Genomic DNA, 21,270 nt, shown 5'->3' on the forward strand with positions numbered 1-21,270 from the left:
TTTCCAGCTATCATGAAAAACTGAATCTTCTGAGCAAATCATTCTAATATTTGAAAGAAAAACAAAAGAAATAAAATCCTATTTCACTTGATCTTCGAGATTATTTTTCAATATTCTGCTAATATACTGACCATCTTTTCTACTAATACAAGCCGTTGCAAAAGTCATAGGTGCTATATAAACTTCTCCTCTATATGATGGGTCGGTCAATACAGGCATAGAATAATAGGCATTCTTTTTATTATTAAGATCAATAAACCATTTACCTCCTAGGTGCTTACGGAAGGTTTCACCGATATAAACGGTCAAATAATCCAACATCTTGCGGTCTGCTATCAAAGCATGGTGGTCATCGTAGTGAGCCAAGATCCAAGCCTCCAAATCATCCAAAGACTGCATGCTATAGTCTAAATGAAGGCCTTGTTCCTCAGCAAACTCCCTAGTAAAATAGTCCATCTTAAATCCAATCTGAAAAATCCATTCCTGAAAATCTTCTTGTGTGTATACCATGTTTTTATCTCCTTACTATTATCAAAATTTAAGATTCTTAGATTGATTATATTATAAAGGAAAACAGACGAAAAGAGAAATATAAATAATATTTAAAAACAACTAAAACACTTAGAAGCAAAAGCCTACTTCTAAGTTTTTAAGGATGCTTGATTTAAAAATTATCTACTCAAAAAGTTGATAGTAATCGGAAATTTTCATCTTGGCTTTTTCATCCTTATTCAAATCTTGGATGATTTGTCCATCTTTCATAACAATCAAGCGATTTCCATACTTGAGAGCATCTTCCATATGGTGAGTAATCATCAAAGCTGTTAGATGGTCCTTGTTGATAAAGTCATTTGTCAATTCCATCAAGGCAACACTTGTTTTAGGGTCAAGTGCAGCTGTATGCTCATCTAACAAAAGGAGTTCTGGGCGCTTCAAGGTTGCCATCAATAGACTCAAGGCCTGTCTTTGTCCACCTGACAAGAATTCAATCGGTGTATCCAAGTGTTTTTCTAGACCATTTCCCACCTTCTCAATAGTTTCTTGAAATTCTTCTTTATATGCTGAGAGTTTTCTTGGGAAAAGTCCACGTTTTTCTCCACGGAACTTGGCAATCAAAAGATTTTCTGCAACCGTCATACGTGGAGCTGTCCCCATCTTTGGATCTTGAAAAACACGAGAAAGATACTTGGCACGCTTTTCAGGGCTGAAATGAGTCACATCCTCACCCATGATACGAATGCTACCATTAGTCAAGGGTAGCGTTCCTGCAATGCTATTAAAGAGGGTTGATTTCCCTGCACCATTTCCACCCAAGATTGTAATGAAGTCATGTTCATAAATATCAAGTGAAACATCGTTTAGAATAATCTTTTCTTCGTCAAAGCCATTTGTCACAATTTTTGTGGCATTTCTTAATTCTACAATTGCTGTCATTTGCTTAACTTGACTCCTTTCAAGTATTTATCCTTAAGGGTTGGAATTACCAAGCAAGTTGCTAGGATAAGGGCACTGTACAAACGGAGGTAGCTAGTGTTAAAGCCGAGAGCAATGACTCCCCATACCAAGAATTGATAGCTGATGGAACCAACTACAATAGTAATCAAGCGTTCTGCTAAGGTAAGACTCTTAAAGAGAACCTCACCGATAATCAAGCTGGCAAGACCAACAACGATAACACCGATACCACGAGAGACATCCGCATAACCTTCTTGTTGAGCGATAAGTGCGCCAGCAAGTGCGATTACACCATTTGACAAGACCAAGCCCATAAGCTCCATACGTCCTGTATTGATACCAAAACTACGAGCCATGTCTGGATTATCCCCTGTAGCGATATAGGCCTGTCCAAGTTTGGTATCTAGGAAGAAAAGCATGAGAAGGATAACCAAAGTCACAAAGATTAAACCTGTCAGTAATTGATTAACCTCTGATGAAAATGGAAGAACATCCTGGATTTGTTTTGTTCCTAAGAGCCCAAGGTTAGCTCGTCCCATAATCATGAGCATGATAGAATGACAAGAAGTCATGACTAAAATTCCTGATAAAAGAGTTGGAATTTTCCCTTTGGTATATAATAACCCCGCTGCTAAACCAGCAAGACATCCTGCCCCTATAGCCGCTAAAGTAGCAAGAAAAGGATTAACCCCTTGGGTAATGAGAGTCACTGCTACCGCTCCTCCCAATGGGAAAGAGCCCTCAGTTGTCATATCTGGGAAGTTTAGAATTCTAAAGGTCATAAAGATTCCTAAACCAAGGATAGCCCAGACAAATCCTTGTGAAATAATCGATATTAACATGTTACATTCATTTCCTTCTTTTAAAAATTGGAGGAGATGTATCCAACTCCTCCCGTTTTCTTATTCAATCACTTGACCAGCTTCTTTGAGAACTGATTCAGGAATAGTGATTCCAAGTTCTTGAGCAACTTTTTTGTTGATCACTGATTTACCAGTTGAGAAGACATTAACTGGTGTATCTGCAGGTTTTTCCCCCTTCAAGACTTTGGCAATCATTTTACCAGTAGCAACACCAAGATCGTGTTGGTCAACAACGACTGATGCTAAACCTCCAGCTTCTACCATGGCAGTCGCACTTGGGTAGATTGGTTTTTTAGCTGTTTGATTGCTTGAAACGACAGTTGAGAATGCAGATGCGATTGTGTTATCGATTGGAACCCAGATTGCATCTACTTTACCAGTCATAACGTTCACTGTTGAAGCAATTTCGTTCGTTGAAGGAACTGCGAATGTTTCTACTTTCAAACCAGCTTTTTCAGCGTAAGCTTTGAATTCTTCTACTTGTGATTTAGAGTTATCTTCGCTACTTGAATAAAGCGCTCCAACCGTCTTGACATCAGGTGTCAAAGTTTTGATCAATTCAACCTGTTGTTCAGCAGGGTTGTGGTCAGATACCCCTGTGATGTTCCCACCTGGTTTTTCCAAGTTTTGTACAAGGTTAGCACCAATTGGGTCTGTGATAGCTGCCATGATAACAGGAAGGTCTTTTGTTGCACTTGCAAGACCTTGAGCTGCTGGTGTTGCAATACCGACAACGACATCATTTCCATTTGCCACCAATTGTTTACTCATTGTCGCAACCTTACTTTGGTCACCTTCTGGGTTCATAAAGTCGATTTTGACTTGGTCACCTTTATAACCTTCTTCAGCAAGTCCATCTTGGATACCTTGGTAGATCAAGTCAAGCGATGGGTGGCTTACAAACTGAAGAACACCAACCTTAGCTGTTTTATTAGCTGTCTCAGTTTTAGTTTCTTGTTTCGTTAAACTAGAATATACCAAGCTTCCACCAACTACAAGTGCTAATACTACGATAATACCGAGTAGACGTTTGTTTTTCATAATTTTCTCCTTATTTCTTCTTAACTTATTATTTTTTTATTCAATCACTTATTCAAGCGACGCCATCGTTTGATTTCCATAATTTTTTCCTCCCCATAGAAAAAGTCCTCACACAAAAAACTTGTGTGAGGACGTCGATGCGCGGTGCCACCTCAATTATAGGAACTAGTCCTATCGCTCTTACTCGCTTCACGAGTTGCACTGTAAGGTGTGCTCACCGAATTCTTATGATTTCAAATTCTTAATAACATTCAGCCCAATTTTCATCACTTCCACCTATCTGTTTCCACCAACCACAGACTCTCTAAAAAATTTCAATGATTACTTTCTGAATGCTTAAATTATATCATTTTACTAAAACTTGTCAAGGGTTTTCATAAAATATTTTAAATATTAACAAAAATCCCCACGTTTTTTATAAAATCTAACTTGTATCAACCTGAATTACGTAATCCTGTAGCAATTCCGTTGATAGTTGTATGGATTAATCTTTCTTCATCTGAAGATAACTCACCACGGCGTTGACGCTTAATCAATTCCAACTGAATATAGTTAAGGATATTGAAATAAGGCATGCGGTAGTTGAGACTGTCTTTCAAATAGGTATTTTCTGCCAAGAGCTCCTCATGGCCTTCAATAGCCAAGATAACGTCCTTAGTCAACTGCCATTCATCTAAAATGGTATAGTAAATTGCTTGTACTTCTTCACTTTCACACAGTTTAGCGTATTCAAAGGCAATGTTCATATTTGATTTTGACAAGACCATATCGACATTGGATAGGAGTGATTGGAAGAATGGCCAGTTTTGATACATTTCACGAAGGAATTCAATATTTTTAGGATCTTGATCGATAAATTCCTTAAAGCTTGAACCAACTCCATACCAACCTGGGAACATGACACGACTTTGTGACCATGAGAATACCCAAGGAATAGCACGTAGACCACCGATTTCGGTAATTGTTTTACGAGCTGCTGGACGAGAACCAATATTGAAACTTGAAATAGCCTTGATTGGACTAGATTCAAAGAAATAATCATAGAAATGTTCATTTCCAAATACAAGTTCACGATAAATATCGTAGCTACGTTCTACTACTTGATCCATGATTGCTTCATAACGATTTGACGTATTGGTATCACTCTTCTTCTTGGTAATCATACGGTTGATAGCTGCTGAAACCAACATTTCAAGGTTATAGTAGGCTGCATCCTTGTTTCCGTATTTGTTGCCGATAACTTCTCCTTGCTCTGTCAATCGAATACGATCCTTAATTGACTTGAGCGGTTGAGAAGCAATGGCATCATAAGTAGGACCACCACCACGACCAACTGTACCACCACGACCATGGAAGAAGGTTACTTTGACTCCAAATTCGTCACCAATAGCAGTCAATTGTTGTTGTGCCTTATAGAGTGTCCAACAAGATGATAGATAACCGCCATCCTTGTTACTATCAGAGTAGCCAAGCATGATTTCTTGGTAATTGTTTTTAGAAGCAATCCATTTCTTAGCAAGTGGTAGAGAGAAATACTTTCTCATTGTTTCTTCTGAATGATCCAAGTCTTCAATCGTCTCAAAGAGGGGAACAATCTGAACACGCGCTTTTTCAGCATCAACTAGTCCTACTTCTTTAAGCATGATAGCCAACTCCAGCATATCTGACACGCTAGTTGCATGAGAGATAATCGTTTGACGAATGACATCTTCTCCCAAACGGTCTTTTAATTCACGAGCAGTTTGGAAGATAGCCAGTTCTTTTTCGAGAAGTTCAGACTTCTCAGCATGAGTTGCAGACAAGATTCGAGGATCTTCTAATAATTCATGCAATAGCAAGTCACATTTTTCATCTTCTGATAAATCACTATAGTGGTCATTGATTCCAGCAGATGCCAACAATTCTGCTACACAGGCTTCGTGGACGCTTGAATCTTGACGCATGTCGATGGAAGCCAAGAAGAAACCAAAGACTTCTACAGCTTCTAAAAGTTCTGCAAATTCACCTGTGAGTAAGGCCTCTGCCTTGTTTTCAAGTAATGAGTCCTTAATAATGTATAGATCTTGCTTGAACTCTTCGACTGTTTCGTAAAATGGTGGACGATCTTCAGCCAGCTCTTGAATAGCTCCTGAAAGTCGATTACTAATATAGTCTGTAATCACTCCTTGTTGATGTCCTTGAGTACCTAGAAGACGTTCAACAGGATGACGTTCATCAGCTGACGAGCCAACAACAGACCATTCTTTTAAATTCAAGAGTGTTTGAATCAATTTGGATTGAATCAAATGAAAGGCGCGGCGATAGGGTTCTTTCTCACGAAAGACTGATGTATCTCCAGACTGAGCAGCCATTTCTTCAACAGCTTTACTAGTTTTTGATAAATTAGTCGAGAGAGAGAAGGTACGATAGAGACTAGAAATCTTGCTAATATAGTAGTTCAAGATCACTTCACTTTGAATGGTAGCAGAACGCAGAAGTGTCTCAGCAGTTACAAAAGGATTTCCATCACGGTCTCCACCAATCCACATTCCCATAGTAATAGGTTTTGCTTGTTTAAGATCAATTCCTTGCTCTTTCGCTAGACGTTTGTACTCTAGCATCAAGTTAGGAACAGCCTGTAGGAAGGAACTATTGTAGTACTCCATCACATTAGTGATTTCGTTGGTTACTTTTAGTTTCTTCTCACGAATCATATCTGTCTGCATGATGATTTCAATATAGCGACGAAGATCATTATGCCATTTTTCCTTGTTAATGAGTCCCATTTTCACGTCACGATATTTACGTAAAAGGGTATGGATATGAGTGGTCAAATCCAACATACTCTTACGTTGAACCTGAGTTGGATGGGCTGTCAAAACTGGCACCACGTTCAAGTGTTCAAGAATCTCAGCAGCGTTTTCTTTTTCAGCCACCATTTTAATAGTTGTTGACAATTTACCCAGATAGTCTTGATCGACATTATTTAGATGGTTAATCTCATAAGCCAAGTCAACATCTTCTGAGATGTTAATTAAAAGAGGCAAAATAGAGAAGTATCTAGAAATGTAGACCATCTCATCATTTGAAAGCCCTGTTACTACTTTATCTAGCCCTTGATAGTCAAGTTTTGAAGAAAGTTCCTTCAAGTGCATAATCTTATCGAAGGTTTCAGCAGGAAGCATATTTTTTGTGATATCTTCCAGCATATCTGTCAAGATTTGCACTTCTTCTTGTACGACCGTTTTGTTACTATAATTTTCTAACTTTTGAAGAGACATTTTTTTCTCCTTGTTATATTATGTCTTAGAGTTGCGCTTCTAATTCGCGATAGAGTTTGGCACGTTTTTCACTGGCATCAATATTCAACACAAAAGCGATGGCTACTGATAGCACCAAGAGACTATTTCCTCCTTGCGATAGGAAGGGGAAGGTTACCCCTGTTGAAGGGATCAAGCCTGATATACCGCCAATGTTAACGAATACCTGTATCAGAATCATTCCACCAATACCGATTGCCACCATTGAGTTGAAAGGATCTCTCGCTCGAATACCTACCAAAATAATACGAAGAATCAAGAAGAATAGAAGAGCCAAAATAAGACTAGCTCCTACAAATCCAAACTCCTCTATCACAATCGAAAAGACAAAGTCTGTATGGGCTTCTGGTAGATAACCTCGTTTTTCAATGGAATTTCCTAAACCAAGACCAAACCAGCCACCATTAACCATTGCATAATAAGAATTAGCTAACTGATGTCCAGATCCTGCTAGGTCATTAAAGGGGTTGAAAAAAGCACTGAAACGCTTGGCAACATAACCAAATACAGGAATTTTTGAGAATTTTTCAACACCGATAAACCGAATGGCAGTCAAGGAAAAAATGGATGTTCCAGCCAGCAGTCCCAAAATAGTTGTGAACCAACGATAAGCTATTCCACTGATGGTATACATGAGCAAGGATACTAAAATCAAGATGGTTGCATTTCCAAGGTCAGGGAAGATTGCCAAACTACCAATCATGACCAAGAGGACAAAACGCCAATCATTAAAGGCTCTTGGCAACCACTGATTAAGGGTTAAAACTTGGAAGTCATAAACCGCAATCTCATCTTGTTGTTTTGAAAAACGCTGAGCCAAGTACCAAATGATAATAATCTTTAGATACTCTGCTGGTTGAATCGTGACCGGGCCAACCTTGATCCAGCCATAGGCTCCATTGATGGGAGTACCTATTAACCGTGCCAGAGCTAGAAGTATCAGCTCGACAAACATGACGATAAAGATCAAGCGCTCATTACGGAGAAATCCTAATTTTAATTTATAGATTAAGGCTATTAAGAATAAACTGGCTATCCAGAAAATCCCCTGATTTCGCACTAGATATAATGCACTCTTTCCTTCCTGGATGAGGGACGCACTAGTTGTCGAATAAACTACAATCAATCCTAAAACGGATAAAAGTAGATAAGGAATCAAAATTGAATAATTCAGCAGGTGCCTTTTACTTATTTTCATATGTCACCTATCTTTCGGAAAAATATTTTTATTTTCCCTTATTATTTCTAGTTTTACATGCTATTATACCATTTTTTAGCCTAGAAAAAAACTCTTACAGTATAAACATTCGAATTTTACTCAAATATAGCATAAAAAGGGCAGTAACGCCCTTTCTATTTTATCTATATTTTCGTTTTCCAGCTAAAGCAAGTAGTCCAACACTTGCTCCAAGCAATGCTAAAAGTCCTGACTCTTTCGTTCCTGTATTTGGAAGCTGTTTCTTAGGTTCTGCTTTTGCATTTGTAGCTTGTGCAGGCGCTTGATAGGTTTTATCGTCTTTAGTTCCTACAGTAACTTGATCTACTGTGTAATCAACAATATTACCCTTTTCATCCAAAACTGGGACTGGTTGGTAGCCAGCTTTTTCAAGCTCTTTACGTTTAGCATCTGCAAGTTCAGCCAAACGTTTTGCTTCAGCTTCTTCAAACTTCGCTTTAGCAGTTTCGTAAGCAGTTTGAGCTTGGTCTGCTGCAAGGCTCTTAACTTCGTAGTCTAATTTAGCTTTGTTTTGCGCCTTATACACATCTTTAAGCTCAGTTTCAGCTTTTTCAAGCTCTGCTTTCGCTTCTTTCAAACGAGCTTTCGCACCGTTAAGGTCTGCAAGCTCTTTTTCGGCTTGTTTAACTTCTTTTTGTGCATCTTGAAGGGCTTTCTTAGCAAGAGATACCGCTTGGGCTTTGCTTGTAGCAATCGCTTCAAGTTCTTTCATCTTGCCTTCTTCTGCTTTAAGCGCTTCTTGTGCAGTTTTAAGAACTTTCTCAGCGTCTTTCAATTTGGCTTGCGCATCTTTAAGAGCTTCTTCTTTTACAGACTGTGTAGCAGTCAAAGTGTTAACAAGAGCGTTAGCATTAGAAAGAGTAACTACTGCCATATCATGACGCTCTTTTGCTTTATCAAAAGCTTTTTGTGCGTTGGCAAGTGGGCTTTCACCATTTTTCAAAGCAGTCAAATTAGCTTCAGCGTTTGTAAGAGCAAGTTTAGCATCTGACTCTGCTTTTGTTTTCGCTTCAAACGTAGCTTGTGTGTTATCACGAGCAGTCATAGCATCAGCAAGCGCTTGACGAGCTTCGCTCAATTTACGCTCAATCGCTTCGTTACTTAGTGGGTTAGCAATAGGTGTTTTATCCCATTTAGAGTCCTTTACTTCTTCATTACGAATAGCAGTCAAGAAGTGAGTAGTGTAAAAGTCGTCTGTTTTACTTTGTGCTACACCACCGAAGTAGATGGTTTCATGAGCATAGTCGAATTGGAGGATACCCTGAGTGTGTGCATAGTCACCTTTAGTTGACACAAGCATGATGAGATCATTATATAACTGCTCTTTCATTTCGCCAAGAGTTTTACGATAAACTCCGTCAGCATCGTCAAAATCATGGAAAACATAAGTGGTTACAGTATTTTCATAATACTGTTCACCCTTGTTTTCTTCCTCTTTGTCTGTCGTAGGCATACCATATTCTTTGGCAACTTTATTAACACCTTTAGCATAGTGTCCGACACCACCCTTAGCACGGTAGTCATCTTTCATAGCTTTAGAGAAGTTTGCTTTCAAATATTCTTTTGCAACCTTATCAGCAAATTCAAGAGAAGTTTTTGAAAGAACAACGTCTGAGAGTCCAAGTTGATGGCGCATTTGGTTGATAAGGTCAACCACGTAATAGTTCAACTCATCTTTAATCGCTTGTGGGAGATTGTTAATATCGTAGCGAGTTTCATCTGCTTGGTCTGCTTTGCTTGGAACATATTTGTTGAGTTTCTTGTGTTCTACTTGTGCATTTACGATTTTATCGTAAAGCTCCATAGTACGTTTATCACGTTCTTCCTCAGTCATTTCGACACCTGAACGGATTTGACGAAGGAACTCCATTTCATCTTTCACTGCTTGAATGAAAGCTGGTGAAAGAGTAATCGTTTGTTTCTTAGAGCTATCTTGAAGTGCGTCAAGCACAGATACCGCTTGGTTGTAAATAGCAAGAGCGTTATCACGGTTAGTTTTCGCAGTTTTAGCTTCGTTTTCAGTACGCTCTACATCTTGTGTAGCAGTTTTAACAGTTGTTTCAGCTTTAGTAATTTGGTCAGCAAGCTCACCATCCAATTTCTTAGCTTCATCAAGAGCTGCTTGTGCATCTTCTTGTGCTTGTTTGCTTGTAGCTTCTTCTTTAATTGCTGCGTCTTGTTTCTCTTTAGCATCAGCAAGACCAACACCATTCAAAGCGTCCTCTGCATTTTTAACGGTAGTTTTAGCATCAGCTACTCCATTTTCTGCTTGAGTCACTTCTGCTTGTTTAGTTCCAACAGTTTTGCCTTGAATAGCAACATTACGGTCTGCATCATCTTGTTCAGTTTGCGCAGAAGATACCCCTTGTTCAGCAGTTGGAACTTTTGCTTTAGCAGTTTCCACTTTCTTCTCAGCATCTTTGATAACTTCAGGTGTTGCTTTGTCAGCAGTCTTTTGAGCATCGTCTTTAGCTTGTTTTAAGTCAGCGACTTTCTTTTCTGCCTTATCAGAATTTTCATTCGCTTGATCCAAGACTTCTTTTGCCTTATCTGCATCTTCTTGAGTTTGTTTAGCAGTAGCACCAAGTTCAGCGACTTCCTCCTTAGTCGGAGTTTTCACTTCCACTTTCTTAGGCGCTTCTTTCTCTACTAAAGCTGGTTCGTTTTTAGCATCTGTAATGTTAAACGCTGGCTCAGTTTGAGCAGTACGAACACCACCTGCATTATCTACATTGGGTTCAGCTACCTCATTTGCACTTACAGTTGTTGCAAGGCCCGTTGCTGCTATGGCAGTCAAAGCAATCAATTCTTTTTTCATAGGTTTCCCCTTTTTATTTTTTTATACCTTCATTATACCACAATATACAACTTTTTAAAGTCATTTTATTAAAATATAACTATTTGAAGTCTAAAAAATGCAGTCGTTTGACTGTATCATGTAAGTAGCGAGGTACTACATGGTCAAAAATAAAAGTAATTTGCAAGACTACATTTCTAAACGCATCCGTTTACTCAGAATAGAAAGAGGATATACCCAAGAACAATTAGAGGAAATGGCTGACTTAGGAACAAATTATGTTTACAAATTAGAAAATCTATCAACAAACTTAAAGATTCAAACTCTAGAAAAAGTCATGGAAGCATTAGAAGTAGATTTAGACACTTTCTTTGATATCCAACTGAAAGAAGAAGACCCCAAAATATCCCGTCTGATTGACGAATTGAAACTTCTTCCTACAGAACAAAGATCTCGTGTACTAGATGCACTACTGCTAATTCTGAAAGAAGTCCAATAGAAAAAAACTATCTACTTTCTAAAAAAGAAAGATAGATAGTTTTTTTATTATGTGACTATTAGTCCGTCTCGCTCCGTGAGGTGCGAGACAAATAAACCACCCGCTATGCGGGTGCGCGTCGAAGGTTATACCAAAAAAACTCCAAACGCGATACAATAAAGGTGTTCAAGCCAATTGTAAAGCGAAAGGAGAAAACCATGGTACAAAAGTCTCATAGTTTATTACACACAAAGTGGCACTGTAAGTATCACATTGTGTTCACCCCTAAGTATAGACGAAAAGTCATCTATAATCAATATCGGAGTAGTTTAGGTGAAATATTTCATCGCTTGTGTAGTTATAAGGGAGTTGAAATTATCGAGGGTCACTTAATGCCAGACCATGTACATATGTTAGTAAGTATTCCACCAAGGATAAGTGTTTCGAGTTTTATGGGTTATTTAAAAGGTAAAAGTGCACTCATGATGTTTGACAAACACGCCAATTTGAAATATAAGTTTGGGAATCGGCATTTCTGGGCAGAAGGTTATTATGTGAGTACAGTAGGGCTTAATGAAGCCACGATAAGGAAATACATACAAGATCAGGAAAAGCATGATATAGCACTAGATAAATTAAGTGTAAAAGAATATGAGGATCCCTTTAGGGATAGTGGCAAGTAATACTCACGCCTCTTTAAGAGGCAAGTGACGAGTCAAGAGCAATGAGGCTTGAACAACGTGAAAGCCAGCGTCTTTAGGCGCTGGCTGGTAATTTGGGCTTATAGCCCTGGTGCAAACCACCCGTTAGACGGGTGGTTATGATTAGTTTGAGGCGCTACTGCTGCTGTCAGAAGTTGTTTCGCCTTTGATGTATTGTGTAAAGATATTTTGGAAGGCCTGGTCTTTAACTTTAATGTTGGCATCTTGTAATTCTTTACTAATAACACCTTGAACAAAGGTTGCATCATTTTGTTTTTGAGTCAAAATGATTGTTTTAAGTTTTTCTTTATAATCATCCAAGTTTGAAGATTTTTCTGACTTCTTCGTTAACTTAACAATGTAGAAACTACTTGTATAAGCTTGAGTTCCTGGAGCAGTGATAACATCTGAAATTCCGTTGACATCAAGAGCAAAAGCTGCTTTCTTAACTACATCTGGTAATTCTGTTGATGCAGAGTCAAAAGTAATTTCTCCACCATTTTCTTTTGTCTTTTCGTCTGTAGAATTGTCTTTTGCAAGTTGTGCAAAGTCAGCTCCAGACTCTTTTGCTTTGGCAAGAACTTCCTTAGCCTTATCTTCACTGTCAAGTTTAATAATTTGAGCCGTTACTTCTGGAGTATACTCTTCAAAAGCTTTTTTGTAGTTTTCATCTGTTAATTCAGCTTCAGCAGCTTTCTTAACAGCATACTCAACTAATTTACTTGTACGAATTTGAGCTTTACGGCTTTCTGCAGTCATACCTGAACGGGCGAGAATCGTTTGATAGCTATCACCGTATTTCTTTTGTTCTTCTGCAACTGCATCATCTACTTCTTTATCACTTACTTCTGAACCATATTGTTTTTCAAAAACTTTTTGAATGGTCATATTCAGCAAGACTTGTTGAGCAGTCGCATTATTTTTGACTTCTTCAAAGAATTGATGCTCAGTAATAACATCGCCTTTCATGCTAATCAAGTCAGTTCCTTCAGAACTGTTTGAACAAGCAGCCAAAGTAGCTACTGACAACAAGGTGATGGCTCCTGCCATTAGTTTTTTCTTCATGTTTACTCCTTTTTCTAAAAACGGTCGAAAATTTCTTTAGACCGACTCAATCATTATACCATATTTTAAAGCAGATAACTTAAATAAGACTAAAAATACTAGCTTTTAAATTTTAAATGATTCCAGTTTTTCTTATTCTAAAAAGAACCTGAACAACAGTTCAAGTTCTTGTTTATCGTGAGTTAATTTTTTAGTGACGTCCTTTGTAAGTCAGACCAGCTAGACCAATACTTGCAAGTAGGAGGCCAAATAGAGAAAGTGAAGAACTTTGTTCACCCGTGTTTGGCAAAGCTGGAGTTTCTTTTTTCGAAGTAGGTTTGTCAGCTTTAGAGTTTGAAGTTTGCCCAACAGGTTTCACAGGAGCTGTTGGAGCAGTATTCGAATTAGTTTGTGGTTTAAGCTCTGGCTTAACTTCTGGTTTTGAAGTATCAGAAGGTTTAGGTTCTGGCTTAACTTCTGGTTTTGGTGTCTCTGAAGGCTTAGTTTCCGGTTTTACTTCTGGTTTCGGAGTCTCTGATGGCTTAGGTTCCGGTTTTACTTCTGGTTTCGGTGTTTCTGAAGGCTTAGGTTCTGGCTTAACTTCTGGTTTTGAAGTATCAGAAGGTTTAGGTGCCGGTTTTACCTTCTTGTAAAATAGATACATATAGTTGTATCCATCCACAGAACCAGAATATGTGCTTAATGTATCATAATCCATGTTATAGCCAGGTAGCCACTCATAATGTGAAACCACCTCGAAACCTTCAATATCTTTATAAATATTAACTGTCTCACCGGGATTCAGAACCCCAAATTCTGACGCAGCAACCTTCTTTCCTCCTGAACCTTTTTCGAGATAATCAATACGGTATTTTAACGGTTTCTGCTGTTCTTCAGCTTCAGCAACAGGCTTTTCTGACGGCTTAACCTCTGGTTTTGAAGCATCTGAAGGCTTAGGTTCTGGCTTAACTTCTGGTTTAGGTGTCTCTGAAGGCTTAGGTGCCGGCTTAACTTCTGGTTTCGGTGTATCAGAAGGTTTAGGTTCTGGCTTAACTTCTGGTTTTGAAGTATCAGAAGGTTTAGGTTCTGGCTTAACTTCTGGTTTCGGAGTTTCTGAAGGGTTAGGCTCAGGTTTTACTTCTGGTTTTGGTGTATCAGATGGTTTAGTTTCCGGTTTTACTTCTTCTGATGGTTTGGCATCCGCATTTACCTTCTTATACGATAGATCCATAAATAGACGCCCGTCCGAAAACCCAAAGTTTTCGCTTACTATGCGGTAGGTCGCATTAAAACCGGGCATCCACTCATCAAAATTCGAGACCACCTGATAGCCATCAATATCTCTATAAATATTGACACTTTCACCAGGATTTATAGTTCCAGTTTTTCTTGGAGCTATTTCCTCCCCGGTATCTTTATCATAATATGCGATAGTGTATTCTAACGGACCTCTTTCTTTAGCTTTTACGACAGTAGTCCCAAAAACAGGCACATCAGTCAAAGCTGGAGCAACAACCCCAAGAGCAGCAACAGATAGCAAAGAAACACCAAGTTTGGTCACTTTATTTGTTTTCATCATTTCCTCCTTAGGAATGTAGAATTACTTTTTAGGTGGGCAAATACTACAAAATCCTAATTTTTTTGATTTTAGTATTTCGAAAATACACCTCAAGCGCTTGAGCGACAAGGGTTTTGGTGTATCGCGTAACGACCGTTAAACGATACACTTAAAAAACAAAAAAATACCAATCTAACATAGGCTCAAAACCTTGTTAAATTCGTATTTTCTGAAATATTCACATTGTTATTTTGAATGTTTCGCCAAACGGTCGTTAATCGAAATATATTTACGCCTTCATTGTAGCATTTTATCTTGTTTTTAGCAAGAATTTTGCGAAATATTTTTACGATTGATGGCTACCTTGTTTCGTTCCAAGACTTTATAGATGGTTGAGGTCGAAATTCGTTCTGTTTTTGCTATTGTTCTGATGCTTGATTTCCCTGCCAAATACTGCTCAATAATTCTCTCTTCCTTATCTCTTGACATTCGCTTGGCACCTAGTTTGACACCATTTTCCTTGGCTTTCCGAAGTCCTTCACGGGTACGAAATCGCAGATTTTCCAGTTCACTTTCTGCCACAAATCCTAAAATGATGCAAAGTAACCTACCGATGAGCGAGTCGGTTTCCAGTTTTTCATGCAAACTGACTAGCTGAATAGCCAAATCATTAAATTGTTCAATCAGCTCTAGTAATCTGAACATGGAGCGAGTCAGGCGATCTAACTTATAGATAGTAAAAGTGACCTGTTTGCCTTCCTTTGAAAGGTCACAAGCCAATTTTAAGGCTTTTTCGAGTTCTGGGCGTGCATTGTTTGAACCAGATTCACGTTCGATAAAGAGCTGGTCGCAGTGCTTAAGAGCCTCCATTTGCACCTCCAAGCCCAAGTCTTGCTTGTGGGTAGAAACGCGAGCATAGCCTATATTGATGGTGGTTTGAAACATAAAAATCCTCCTGTTTTTGATACAGAAGGATTATACGATTTTTTAAAATTATTCCATTTCTGGTAAACTTACATTTTCCACATTTTTTCTCAGCATGAGAATTCCGTCTCCAAGTGGAACCAAGCTAGCGATTAAACCAGGATTGTCTAAGGTTGCATCAAATAGTCTTTGCAAGCCACGATAAATCGTCCGTTGTCCACGTCGGACTTCCATAATATCCCTCGCAATATCTCCTCCTTGGAAAATATCATCCAAGACAACGACTCCACCTACTTCGAGGTGTTTGAGGATTTCTGGTAGAAAGACGATATATTTGGACTTGGCAGAATCCATAAATACAAAATCATAGGTCTCAGTCAACGTTGACAAGACATCTACCGCATCACCTTCTAAAAGAGTGATTTGTTTGCGTTGATCAAATTTGGCAAAATTCTCCTTGGCAAAACCAATCATCTCAGGATTTCGGTCAATAGTGGTAATTTTTGACTTAGGTGAATGCTCTGCCATTAAAAGTGCTGAAAATCCAATTGCTGTGCCAATCTCCAAGATGTTTTTCGGTTGCATGGTTTCCATAAGGAAACGAAAATAAGCAACCGTTTCATGAGGAATGATGGGAATATTTTCCTTACGAGCGAACTTCTCTAATTCCTTGAGTGAGCCAGTCACTTGCTTTTGTCTGTGACGCATGAACTCAACAATCTCATGCTTGACAACAGGACGTCGCATATTATGATTGGCATTTTTACTATAAGACTTTACCATCTGCCTTATGCCAATCCTAATTTTTCAACAAGAGCTTCAAACTCATCTAAACGACGTTCAAAGACAGCAAAGGCATCGTTGAGGTAGTCTTCCTTCTCCATATCAACGCCTGCTTTTCTCATGACATTAAGTGGATAGTCTGACTTCCCTGCTTTGAGGTAATCGATATAGCGATCACGATCTTCTTGGCTACCATGTACAATCTTTTCAGCCAAGGCTGAAGCTGCTGCAAAACCTGTTGAATATTGATACACATAGTAGTTGTAGTAGAAATGTGGAATACGGGCCCATTCATATTGAATTTCAGGATTATCTTCCTTACTCAAACCATAGTAAGTTTCATTCAAGTCGGCATAAAGCTCATTTAAGAATTCACTGGTCAAGACTTCACCATTTTGGTCAGCTTGGTGGATGGCATGCTCAAATTCAGCAAACTGAGTTTGACGGAAGACTGTACCACGGAAGCCATCTAGGAAGTTGTTTAAGATTGCAAAGCGTGTTGCATCATCTTGAACTTCTTGCAATAATTTTTCTGTCAGGATGTTTTCATTAGTAGTTGAAGCAATTTCTGCTAAGAAAATTGAATAGTCTCCATAAACGTATGGCTGGGTTTCACGTGTATAGCTAGAATGCATACTGTGACCAGTCTCATGTACAAGAGTAAAGAGATTATCTAGATTGTCCTGCCAGTTAAGGAGCATAAAAGCGTTGGTATCATAAGAACCGCCAGAATATGCACCTGAACGCTTGCCTTGGTTTTCATAAACATCAATCCAACGTTCGTTGAAGGCACGTTTAACTCGGCTCAAGTAATCCTCACCAAGAACTGCCAAAGCTTCTTCTGCCTTCTTCAAGGCCTCCTCATAAGTAAAGCTGTATTCCACTGAAGACAATGGTGTATAGACATCGTACATTTTGAGGTCAGGAATTCCCAAGATTTTTGAACGTAGTGCAAGATAACGATGCAAAAGTGGCAAGTGTTTGCGAACTGCTGACACTAGATTGTCATAGACACTTTCTGGTACAAAGTTAGCCGCAAGAGCAGCCTGACGAGCACTCTCATAATTGCGAACTTTAGCACGGTAGTTTTGGACTTTGACATTGGTCTGTAGAGTCTTAGCATAGGTGTGTTGGAACTGCTCGTAAGTTGCATAAAGTGCTTCATAGGCACAACGACGTACCTCACGATTTTTTGATTCCATCAAACGTATGTAGGTTCCGTGAGAGAGTTGCACTTCATTGTCTTCGTCATCCAAAACGTAAGGGAAAGTAAGGTCAGCATTGTCTAGGATAGCAAAGGTTTCACTTGCCGATCCAAAGATTTCACTGGCTCCTGCAAGCAATTCTTCTTCACGCTGTGAAAGAACATGATCTTTCTTTTGTAAGAGCTGATCAAAAAAGTGTTTATAGAGCTCAAGTTTAGGTTCAGCAGCCAAGAAAGCAGTCATTTGTTCCTCAGTAATCTCCATAAACTCTGGCTCGTAGAAAGAAAGTGCCTGATCAAGCTGGCTATAAATCGTCATAGCCTTAGCATAGTATTCTTGATACTTAGCTTCGCGCGTGTCTTGGTCATTTTTCATATGCGCATAGACATAAAGCTTCTCCAACTGGCGTTCTAACTCTAGAGAACGTTCAGTGATTTCAAGCAAGCTCTGAGCGCTGTCTAAAAGATGACCTACATATTGGTCAACTGTTTCCACTTCCTCTGACAGTTGGTTGAGGGCATCTTCCCAAGCCTGATCAGTAGCAAAGATCGTTGATAGATCCCATTTGTCTTTTTCATTTATTTCATTTCGTTGTAATACCATAAGTTTCCTCCATCCTTTCTATTTTACCACATTTTTTAAGAAATATTGCTGATAAAAAGCTGGGGGATAGAGCTTTTGTGTATCAGTTTTGGGATTTTGTTGATAATAAGCCTGAAAATTGTCGTAATAGTCCTGCAAATCTATAGTTATCTGGCAAAATCGACCATTTTCTATAGGCCTTACTTGGGGAAACCAATCTTGAACATCCAAATTCAGTAGATTCTTTCCCTGAGCATAAGCCTCCCCCTGTTTCCTCATCCAGTAAGGATTTTTATAGTAAAGTTGTTGGCGAATGTAGTCGCAAATTGTTTCATCTTGTGATACATCCATACTTGCTATTCTTTGCTTCTGATAGGGAAGCCGTAAAATCTCTATGAGATTGCCTTGCCCATAAGGAAACTCCCTTATTTGATAATAAAGATTCCCCTTCAAATCTTGATGGATCATGTATTTCAAGCGAAGTATGTCCCTTTGCTGATCTAATTCCCATAGATGAAAGCCCATATTTTGACTAAAGGAAAGCAGGTCTCTTTGGAGGTGAGTCAAACGTTCCTTTAACCAAAGTTTTTGACCTACTAGCCAAAGTACTTGGTAGCCATTTTTTCGATAGCCCAGACTTCTTTCCTCCAAAAGTTGGCGAGAAATAGAACTACACTGAACTTCTAAGGCAAGCTGTTTATTGACTAAAATATCTGCAATTTGTTTTAGTTGGGGAATGGGACATTCAAGCTCGGCCTTGTCATTTTTCATAGCCCAATTAAAAAGGGCAACCTTATTTTCCAGATGCTCTAGACTCTCATTTTCGTAGTAAAAATCACACTGTTTGAGCGATACATGGGCAAAATGCGTCCGTAGGTTCTTCCCTTTTCTTAATCGAAGCAAAGCTCCACAAGCTGGACAAGTATAGCTCTGTTTGACTAATTTATCCTCCAAGGCATTGACTAAGCTTCCTTTTTCATCTCTGGCTAAAAACATTTATACCCCCTTTACTACTTTATTCGAAAAGGATAAGAAAAAGGCTGAGCAAACCAGCCTCATGGATTATTTAACGAATTAAGAGAGGAATCTTATCCCCTTTTTCTTTTTAATTTCTTTTCCAACATAGGGATGATGTTAGAAATCTGATCATTTTTTATGACCAAGACTCCGTATTCATGACAACGATTGATGTATACTGGATTTATTTTCCCAGAACAAACAATTAGTTTTAGACAACTTTCCCCGGCAAAATGGGTGGCATAAAGTTCTAATTCATTTATAGCCTCTACTGATAAGTCTGTCATTTTACAGGAAATAAAAACAATGGACCTACCTTTACGAAGGACAACATCAATCTCATTTTGTACATTATCAGCCTCAGGGAAAATACCATTCCAATCAATTTCAGCCCCTATCATACATTCATCAAAATACTCTGACTCTAGCGCTAGAAGGTAAAGATAGAGTTCTAAAATATGGCCTTTGCTCCGACAAAGCAGTTGGGCCTCGGGGGTAGAAAAAGTATAACTAACCTGTTTAGAAGTTTCCTCTTCAATATGGAGCAAGTCAGCATCTGTTAATAGGGAAATGATAGATTTAGGGTAAGAATAACGTTTCCCATTATTCTCTAGCTCTTTTCCTGTTTCAGAATGAAGATTACTTGTCCTTGCCGAAGCAAAAAATTGTGTTACTTTTAACCACTCTTCAGGATTTGTAAGGGCAAAATTTGCCAGTTTTTTGATAGCAGCAATCTGTTTAGGTGTATGGAAAGGTTGCTTGGACTTTAGTAGTTTACCACCACGTAGGGCAATCAACTGCTGGATGGATAGAGTCGGAACCACCAGGTTCTTTTTCTCCAATTTTCCAAGCTTCCAGTCATACTGTAGACCATGGTCAACATCCATCGCAAGAAGTTGTATCTTTCTGTCCAAAGCATACTGATACATAAAAATAGCTAATATCGAATCTCCTCCAAAAACATCTAAGGTCACTGAATCATAGTTAGTCAAGAAAAGATTCAAATCATCCGTAATCTTATTTAGACTTATTTGCCTAAAATGCACTTGCTTTACATGGGAAACTTGATCCAACAAAAAATGTTTCAAGGCCAATCTTTCATCTTCTGTAATTTTTTTCAGGGAGAGAAATAAAACCTCATCACAATCACAAATAAAAGTCTGATAAACATTTTTCTCGATAGTGTGATGATCAAAAAGTTCGACTAAAAGACTAGGCATGGCGCTACCTCCCTATTAAAAATTTGCTAGTTATATGGAAAATTCAAAATTTCTTATTATAAACTTCATAGAAATATGGGTTAATAGATTGTCTTAAGCATTTTCTACACATCTAGTATAGCATAATTCAGTTGATTGGCCCTCAAGTCTTTATATAAAAAAACGAATAGAAATTGATAGCTTCTCTATTCGTTTTAAGATTTTTATTTTACTTTTTTAGCCAACATGGTTGCAAAGCGTAGTTGGATACGATTGCCATTTTCGTCACGACGGTGTAAATGACCAGGGTTTTCATTGTACTTCACTAACTCCCAATCCTTGTAGTAATTGGCCAATTCTCCCTCTTTAAAGGTGAATGGGAAGTTCACTGAGCAAGGATAATCCTCCGTGTCCATGGCACAAACGATAAGATTATAGCCACCGATAGAGGTTTGTTCTTGCATGTTTTGGATAATAGCAGGAATACGTTCTGCTTGTAAAAACATGAGCACAACCGTTGATACGATAAAATCGTAAGTTTGGCCTATGCTAGCTGAATTGATGTCGTAGAGACCAACAGGCATTTCTAAATCTTCTTGCTCTACGATACTTTGCAAAATTTCAAGGGATAGCTCATTTTGGTCAACTGCTGTAACATCAAATCCATGTTGAGCGAGAAAGAGGGCATTTCTTCCTTGACCACATCCTAGATCCAGTGCCTTACATGGCTTGACCGTCTGCATAGCTTCTAAGACTTCCGAATGGACTGGATTGGTATTGTATTTCTTTGGGAAATAATCCTCTGGTTTACAATAAAATTCCAGATACCATTCTACATCATCTGTGGCAGCTTCTACTCTGTGCCAGGCTTGAGGTTGTGCCATAGGATTATCAGCACCTGCTTCAAAGAGGTTCTCAGCTATAACTTCCCCCTCCTCAGTCAATTCAATAAACTTAAGAGCCCCTTTTAATACGGTAATCTTGCCCCAGGTTCCGACCTTAGTATTGTGTTTTCTTTGAACAGCCTCTGGCATGGTGTTTTTATTCCAGACAGGCATGCGTTTATAGGCAACTAGTTTTTCCATTT

Annotated in this window: 17 protein-coding genes; 2 read left to right on the forward strand and 15 right to left on the reverse strand. The window is 38.6% G+C overall.

From position 1 onward, the window contains the following. Nucleotides 1–78: 78 nt before the first annotated feature. The 7 genes from RRU92_RS07675 to RRU92_RS07705 all read right to left on the reverse strand — a co-directional run bounded on the left by RRU92_RS07675 (nt 79) and on the right by RRU92_RS07705 (nt 10,713). Nucleotides 79–510: a hypothetical protein gene (locus RRU92_RS07675; protein ID WP_315639208.1), complete on the reverse strand. Its 432-nt coding sequence runs from the start codon at nt 508–510 to the stop codon at nt 79–81. A 165-nt stretch (nt 511–675) separates the two neighbouring features. Then, complete coding sequence (locus RRU92_RS07680) at nt 676–1,434, reverse strand: ABC transporter ATP-binding protein (protein ID WP_315639209.1); 759 nt, start codon at nt 1,432–1,434, stop codon at nt 676–678. Further along, entirely contained in the window at nt 1,431–2,297 is an 867-nt protein-coding gene (locus RRU92_RS07685; protein WP_315639211.1) for an ABC transporter permease, read from the reverse strand. Before RRU92_RS07685 ends, RRU92_RS07680 begins: the two co-directional genes overlap by 4 nt. Nucleotides 2,298–2,357: 60 nt before the next feature. After that, the gene (gene trpX / locus RRU92_RS07690) at nt 2,358–3,359 is read right to left on the reverse strand and encodes a tryptophan ABC transporter substrate-binding protein (RefSeq protein ID WP_315639212.1); all 1,002 of its coding nucleotides are present in this window, start codon (nt 3,357–3,359) and stop codon (nt 2,358–2,360) included. A 434-nt stretch (nt 3,360–3,793) separates the two neighbouring features. Continuing rightward, entirely contained in the window at nt 3,794–6,619 is a 2,826-nt protein-coding gene (ppc, locus tag RRU92_RS07695; protein ID WP_315639213.1) for a phosphoenolpyruvate carboxylase, read from the reverse strand. Nucleotides 6,620–6,644: 25 nt separating this feature from the next. Beyond that, entirely contained in the window at nt 6,645–7,856 is a 1,212-nt protein-coding gene (gene ftsW / locus RRU92_RS07700) for a cell division peptidoglycan polymerase FtsW (RefSeq protein WP_315639215.1), read from the reverse strand. Between the two features lie 160 nt (nt 7,857–8,016). Further along, entirely contained in the window at nt 8,017–10,713 is a 2,697-nt protein-coding gene (locus tag RRU92_RS07705; protein ID WP_315639217.1) for an SEC10/PgrA surface exclusion domain-containing protein, read from the reverse strand. 139 nt (nt 10,714–10,852) lie between these two features. Here RRU92_RS07705 and RRU92_RS07710 point away from each other — a divergent pair, with 139 nt between their 5' ends. Then, on the forward strand, nt 10,853–11,191 hold the full coding sequence (locus RRU92_RS07710) for a helix-turn-helix domain-containing protein (protein WP_153224722.1): 339 nt from the start codon (nt 10,853–10,855) through the stop codon (nt 11,189–11,191). Nucleotides 11,192–11,388: 197 nt separating this feature from the next. Next, the gene (tnpA, locus tag RRU92_RS07715) at nt 11,389–11,853 is read left to right on the forward strand and encodes an IS200/IS605 family transposase (RefSeq protein WP_315639220.1); all 465 of its coding nucleotides are present in this window, start codon (nt 11,389–11,391) and stop codon (nt 11,851–11,853) included. Nucleotides 11,854–11,994: 141 nt separating this feature from the next. Here tnpA and prsA read toward each other — a convergent pair whose 3' ends face one another. From prsA to tehB, 8 genes are all read right to left on the reverse strand, one after another. Next, nucleotides 11,995–12,936: a peptidylprolyl isomerase PrsA gene (gene prsA, locus RRU92_RS07720; RefSeq protein ID WP_000728085.1), complete on the reverse strand. Its 942-nt coding sequence runs from the start codon at nt 12,934–12,936 to the stop codon at nt 11,995–11,997. Nucleotides 12,937–13,126: 190 nt separating this feature from the next. Beyond that, nucleotides 13,127–14,491 (reverse strand): LPXTG cell wall anchor domain-containing protein, encoded by a 1,365-nt coding sequence (locus tag RRU92_RS07725; RefSeq protein ID WP_315639222.1) that lies wholly within the window; start codon nt 14,489–14,491, stop codon nt 13,127–13,129. 303 nt (nt 14,492–14,794) lie between these two features. Continuing rightward, nucleotides 14,795–15,418, reverse strand: a complete 624-nt coding sequence (locus tag RRU92_RS07730; protein ID WP_315639223.1) for a recombinase family protein — start codon at nt 15,416–15,418, stop codon at nt 14,795–14,797. A 48-nt stretch (nt 15,419–15,466) separates the two neighbouring features. Further along, the gene (locus RRU92_RS07735) at nt 15,467–16,180 is read right to left on the reverse strand and encodes an O-methyltransferase (RefSeq protein WP_315639224.1); all 714 of its coding nucleotides are present in this window, start codon (nt 16,178–16,180) and stop codon (nt 15,467–15,469) included. Nucleotides 16,181–16,185: 5 nt separating this feature from the next. Beyond that, on the reverse strand, nt 16,186–17,988 hold the full coding sequence (gene pepF / locus RRU92_RS07740) for an oligoendopeptidase F (protein WP_315639225.1): 1,803 nt from the start codon (nt 17,986–17,988) through the stop codon (nt 16,186–16,188). An 18-nt stretch (nt 17,989–18,006) separates the two neighbouring features. Further along, a complete protein-coding gene (locus tag RRU92_RS07745; protein ID WP_315639226.1) occupies nt 18,007–18,963 on the reverse strand; it encodes a competence protein CoiA in 957 nt (318 codons plus the stop codon). Between the two features lie 92 nt (nt 18,964–19,055). Further along, nucleotides 19,056–20,204, reverse strand: coding sequence for a hypothetical protein (locus RRU92_RS07750; RefSeq protein WP_315639228.1), 1,149 nt, complete (start codon nt 20,202–20,204; stop codon nt 19,056–19,058). A 203-nt stretch (nt 20,205–20,407) separates the two neighbouring features. Further along, a complete protein-coding gene (gene tehB / locus RRU92_RS07755; protein ID WP_315639229.1) occupies nt 20,408–21,268 on the reverse strand; it encodes an SAM-dependent methyltransferase TehB in 861 nt (286 codons plus the stop codon). Nucleotides 21,269–21,270: the final 2 nt, after the last annotated feature.

The sequence above is a fragment of the Streptococcus sp. DTU_2020_1001019_1_SI_AUS_MUR_006 genome, assembly GCF_032340315.1.
In the GTDB taxonomy this organism is placed as follows: domain Bacteria; phylum Bacillota; class Bacilli; order Lactobacillales; family Streptococcaceae; genus Streptococcus.

Coding starts and splice junctions, on each gene's coding strand:
- RRU92_RS07735 (WP_315639224.1), bottom strand. CDS start 16,180: ATGGTAAAGTCTTATAGTAAAAATGCCAATCATAATATGCGACGTCCT.
- RRU92_RS07730 (WP_315639223.1), bottom strand. CDS start 15,418: ATGTTTCAAACCACCATCAATATAGGCTATGCTCGCGTTTCTACCCAC.
- RRU92_RS07745 (WP_315639226.1), bottom strand. CDS start 18,963: ATGTTTTTAGCCAGAGATGAAAAAGGAAGCTTAGTCAATGCCTTGGAG.
- trpX (WP_315639212.1), bottom strand. CDS start 3,359: ATGAAAAACAAACGTCTACTCGGTATTATCGTAGTATTAGCACTTGTA.
- ppc (WP_315639213.1), bottom strand. CDS start 6,619: ATGTCTCTTCAAAAGTTAGAAAATTATAGTAACAAAACGGTCGTACAA.
- prsA (WP_000728085.1), bottom strand. CDS start 12,936: ATGAAGAAAAAACTAATGGCAGGAGCCATCACCTTGTTGTCAGTAGCT.
- tehB (WP_315639229.1), bottom strand. CDS start 21,268: ATGGAAAAACTAGTTGCCTATAAACGCATGCCTGTCTGGAATAAAAAC.
- RRU92_RS07710 (WP_153224722.1), top strand. CDS start 10,853: ATGGTCAAAAATAAAAGTAATTTGCAAGACTACATTTCTAAACGCATC.
- RRU92_RS07685 (WP_315639211.1), bottom strand. CDS start 2,297: ATGTTAATATCGATTATTTCACAAGGATTTGTCTGGGCTATCCTTGGT.
- RRU92_RS07675 (WP_315639208.1), bottom strand. CDS start 510: ATGGTATACACACAAGAAGATTTTCAGGAATGGATTTTTCAGATTGGA.
- ftsW (WP_315639215.1), bottom strand. CDS start 7,856: ATGAAAATAAGTAAAAGGCACCTGCTGAATTATTCAATTTTGATTCCT.
- RRU92_RS07680 (WP_315639209.1), bottom strand. CDS start 1,434: ATGACAGCAATTGTAGAATTAAGAAATGCCACAAAAATTGTGACAAAT.
- RRU92_RS07705 (WP_315639217.1), bottom strand. CDS start 10,713: ATGAAAAAAGAATTGATTGCTTTGACTGCCATAGCAGCAACGGGCCTT.
- pepF (WP_315639225.1), bottom strand. CDS start 17,988: ATGGTATTACAACGAAATGAAATAAATGAAAAAGACAAATGGGATCTA.
- RRU92_RS07750 (WP_315639228.1), bottom strand. CDS start 20,204: ATGCCTAGTCTTTTAGTCGAACTTTTTGATCATCACACTATCGAGAAA.
- tnpA (WP_315639220.1), top strand. CDS start 11,389: ATGGTACAAAAGTCTCATAGTTTATTACACACAAAGTGGCACTGTAAG.
- RRU92_RS07725 (WP_315639222.1), bottom strand. CDS start 14,491: ATGAAAACAAATAAAGTGACCAAACTTGGTGTTTCTTTGCTATCTGTT.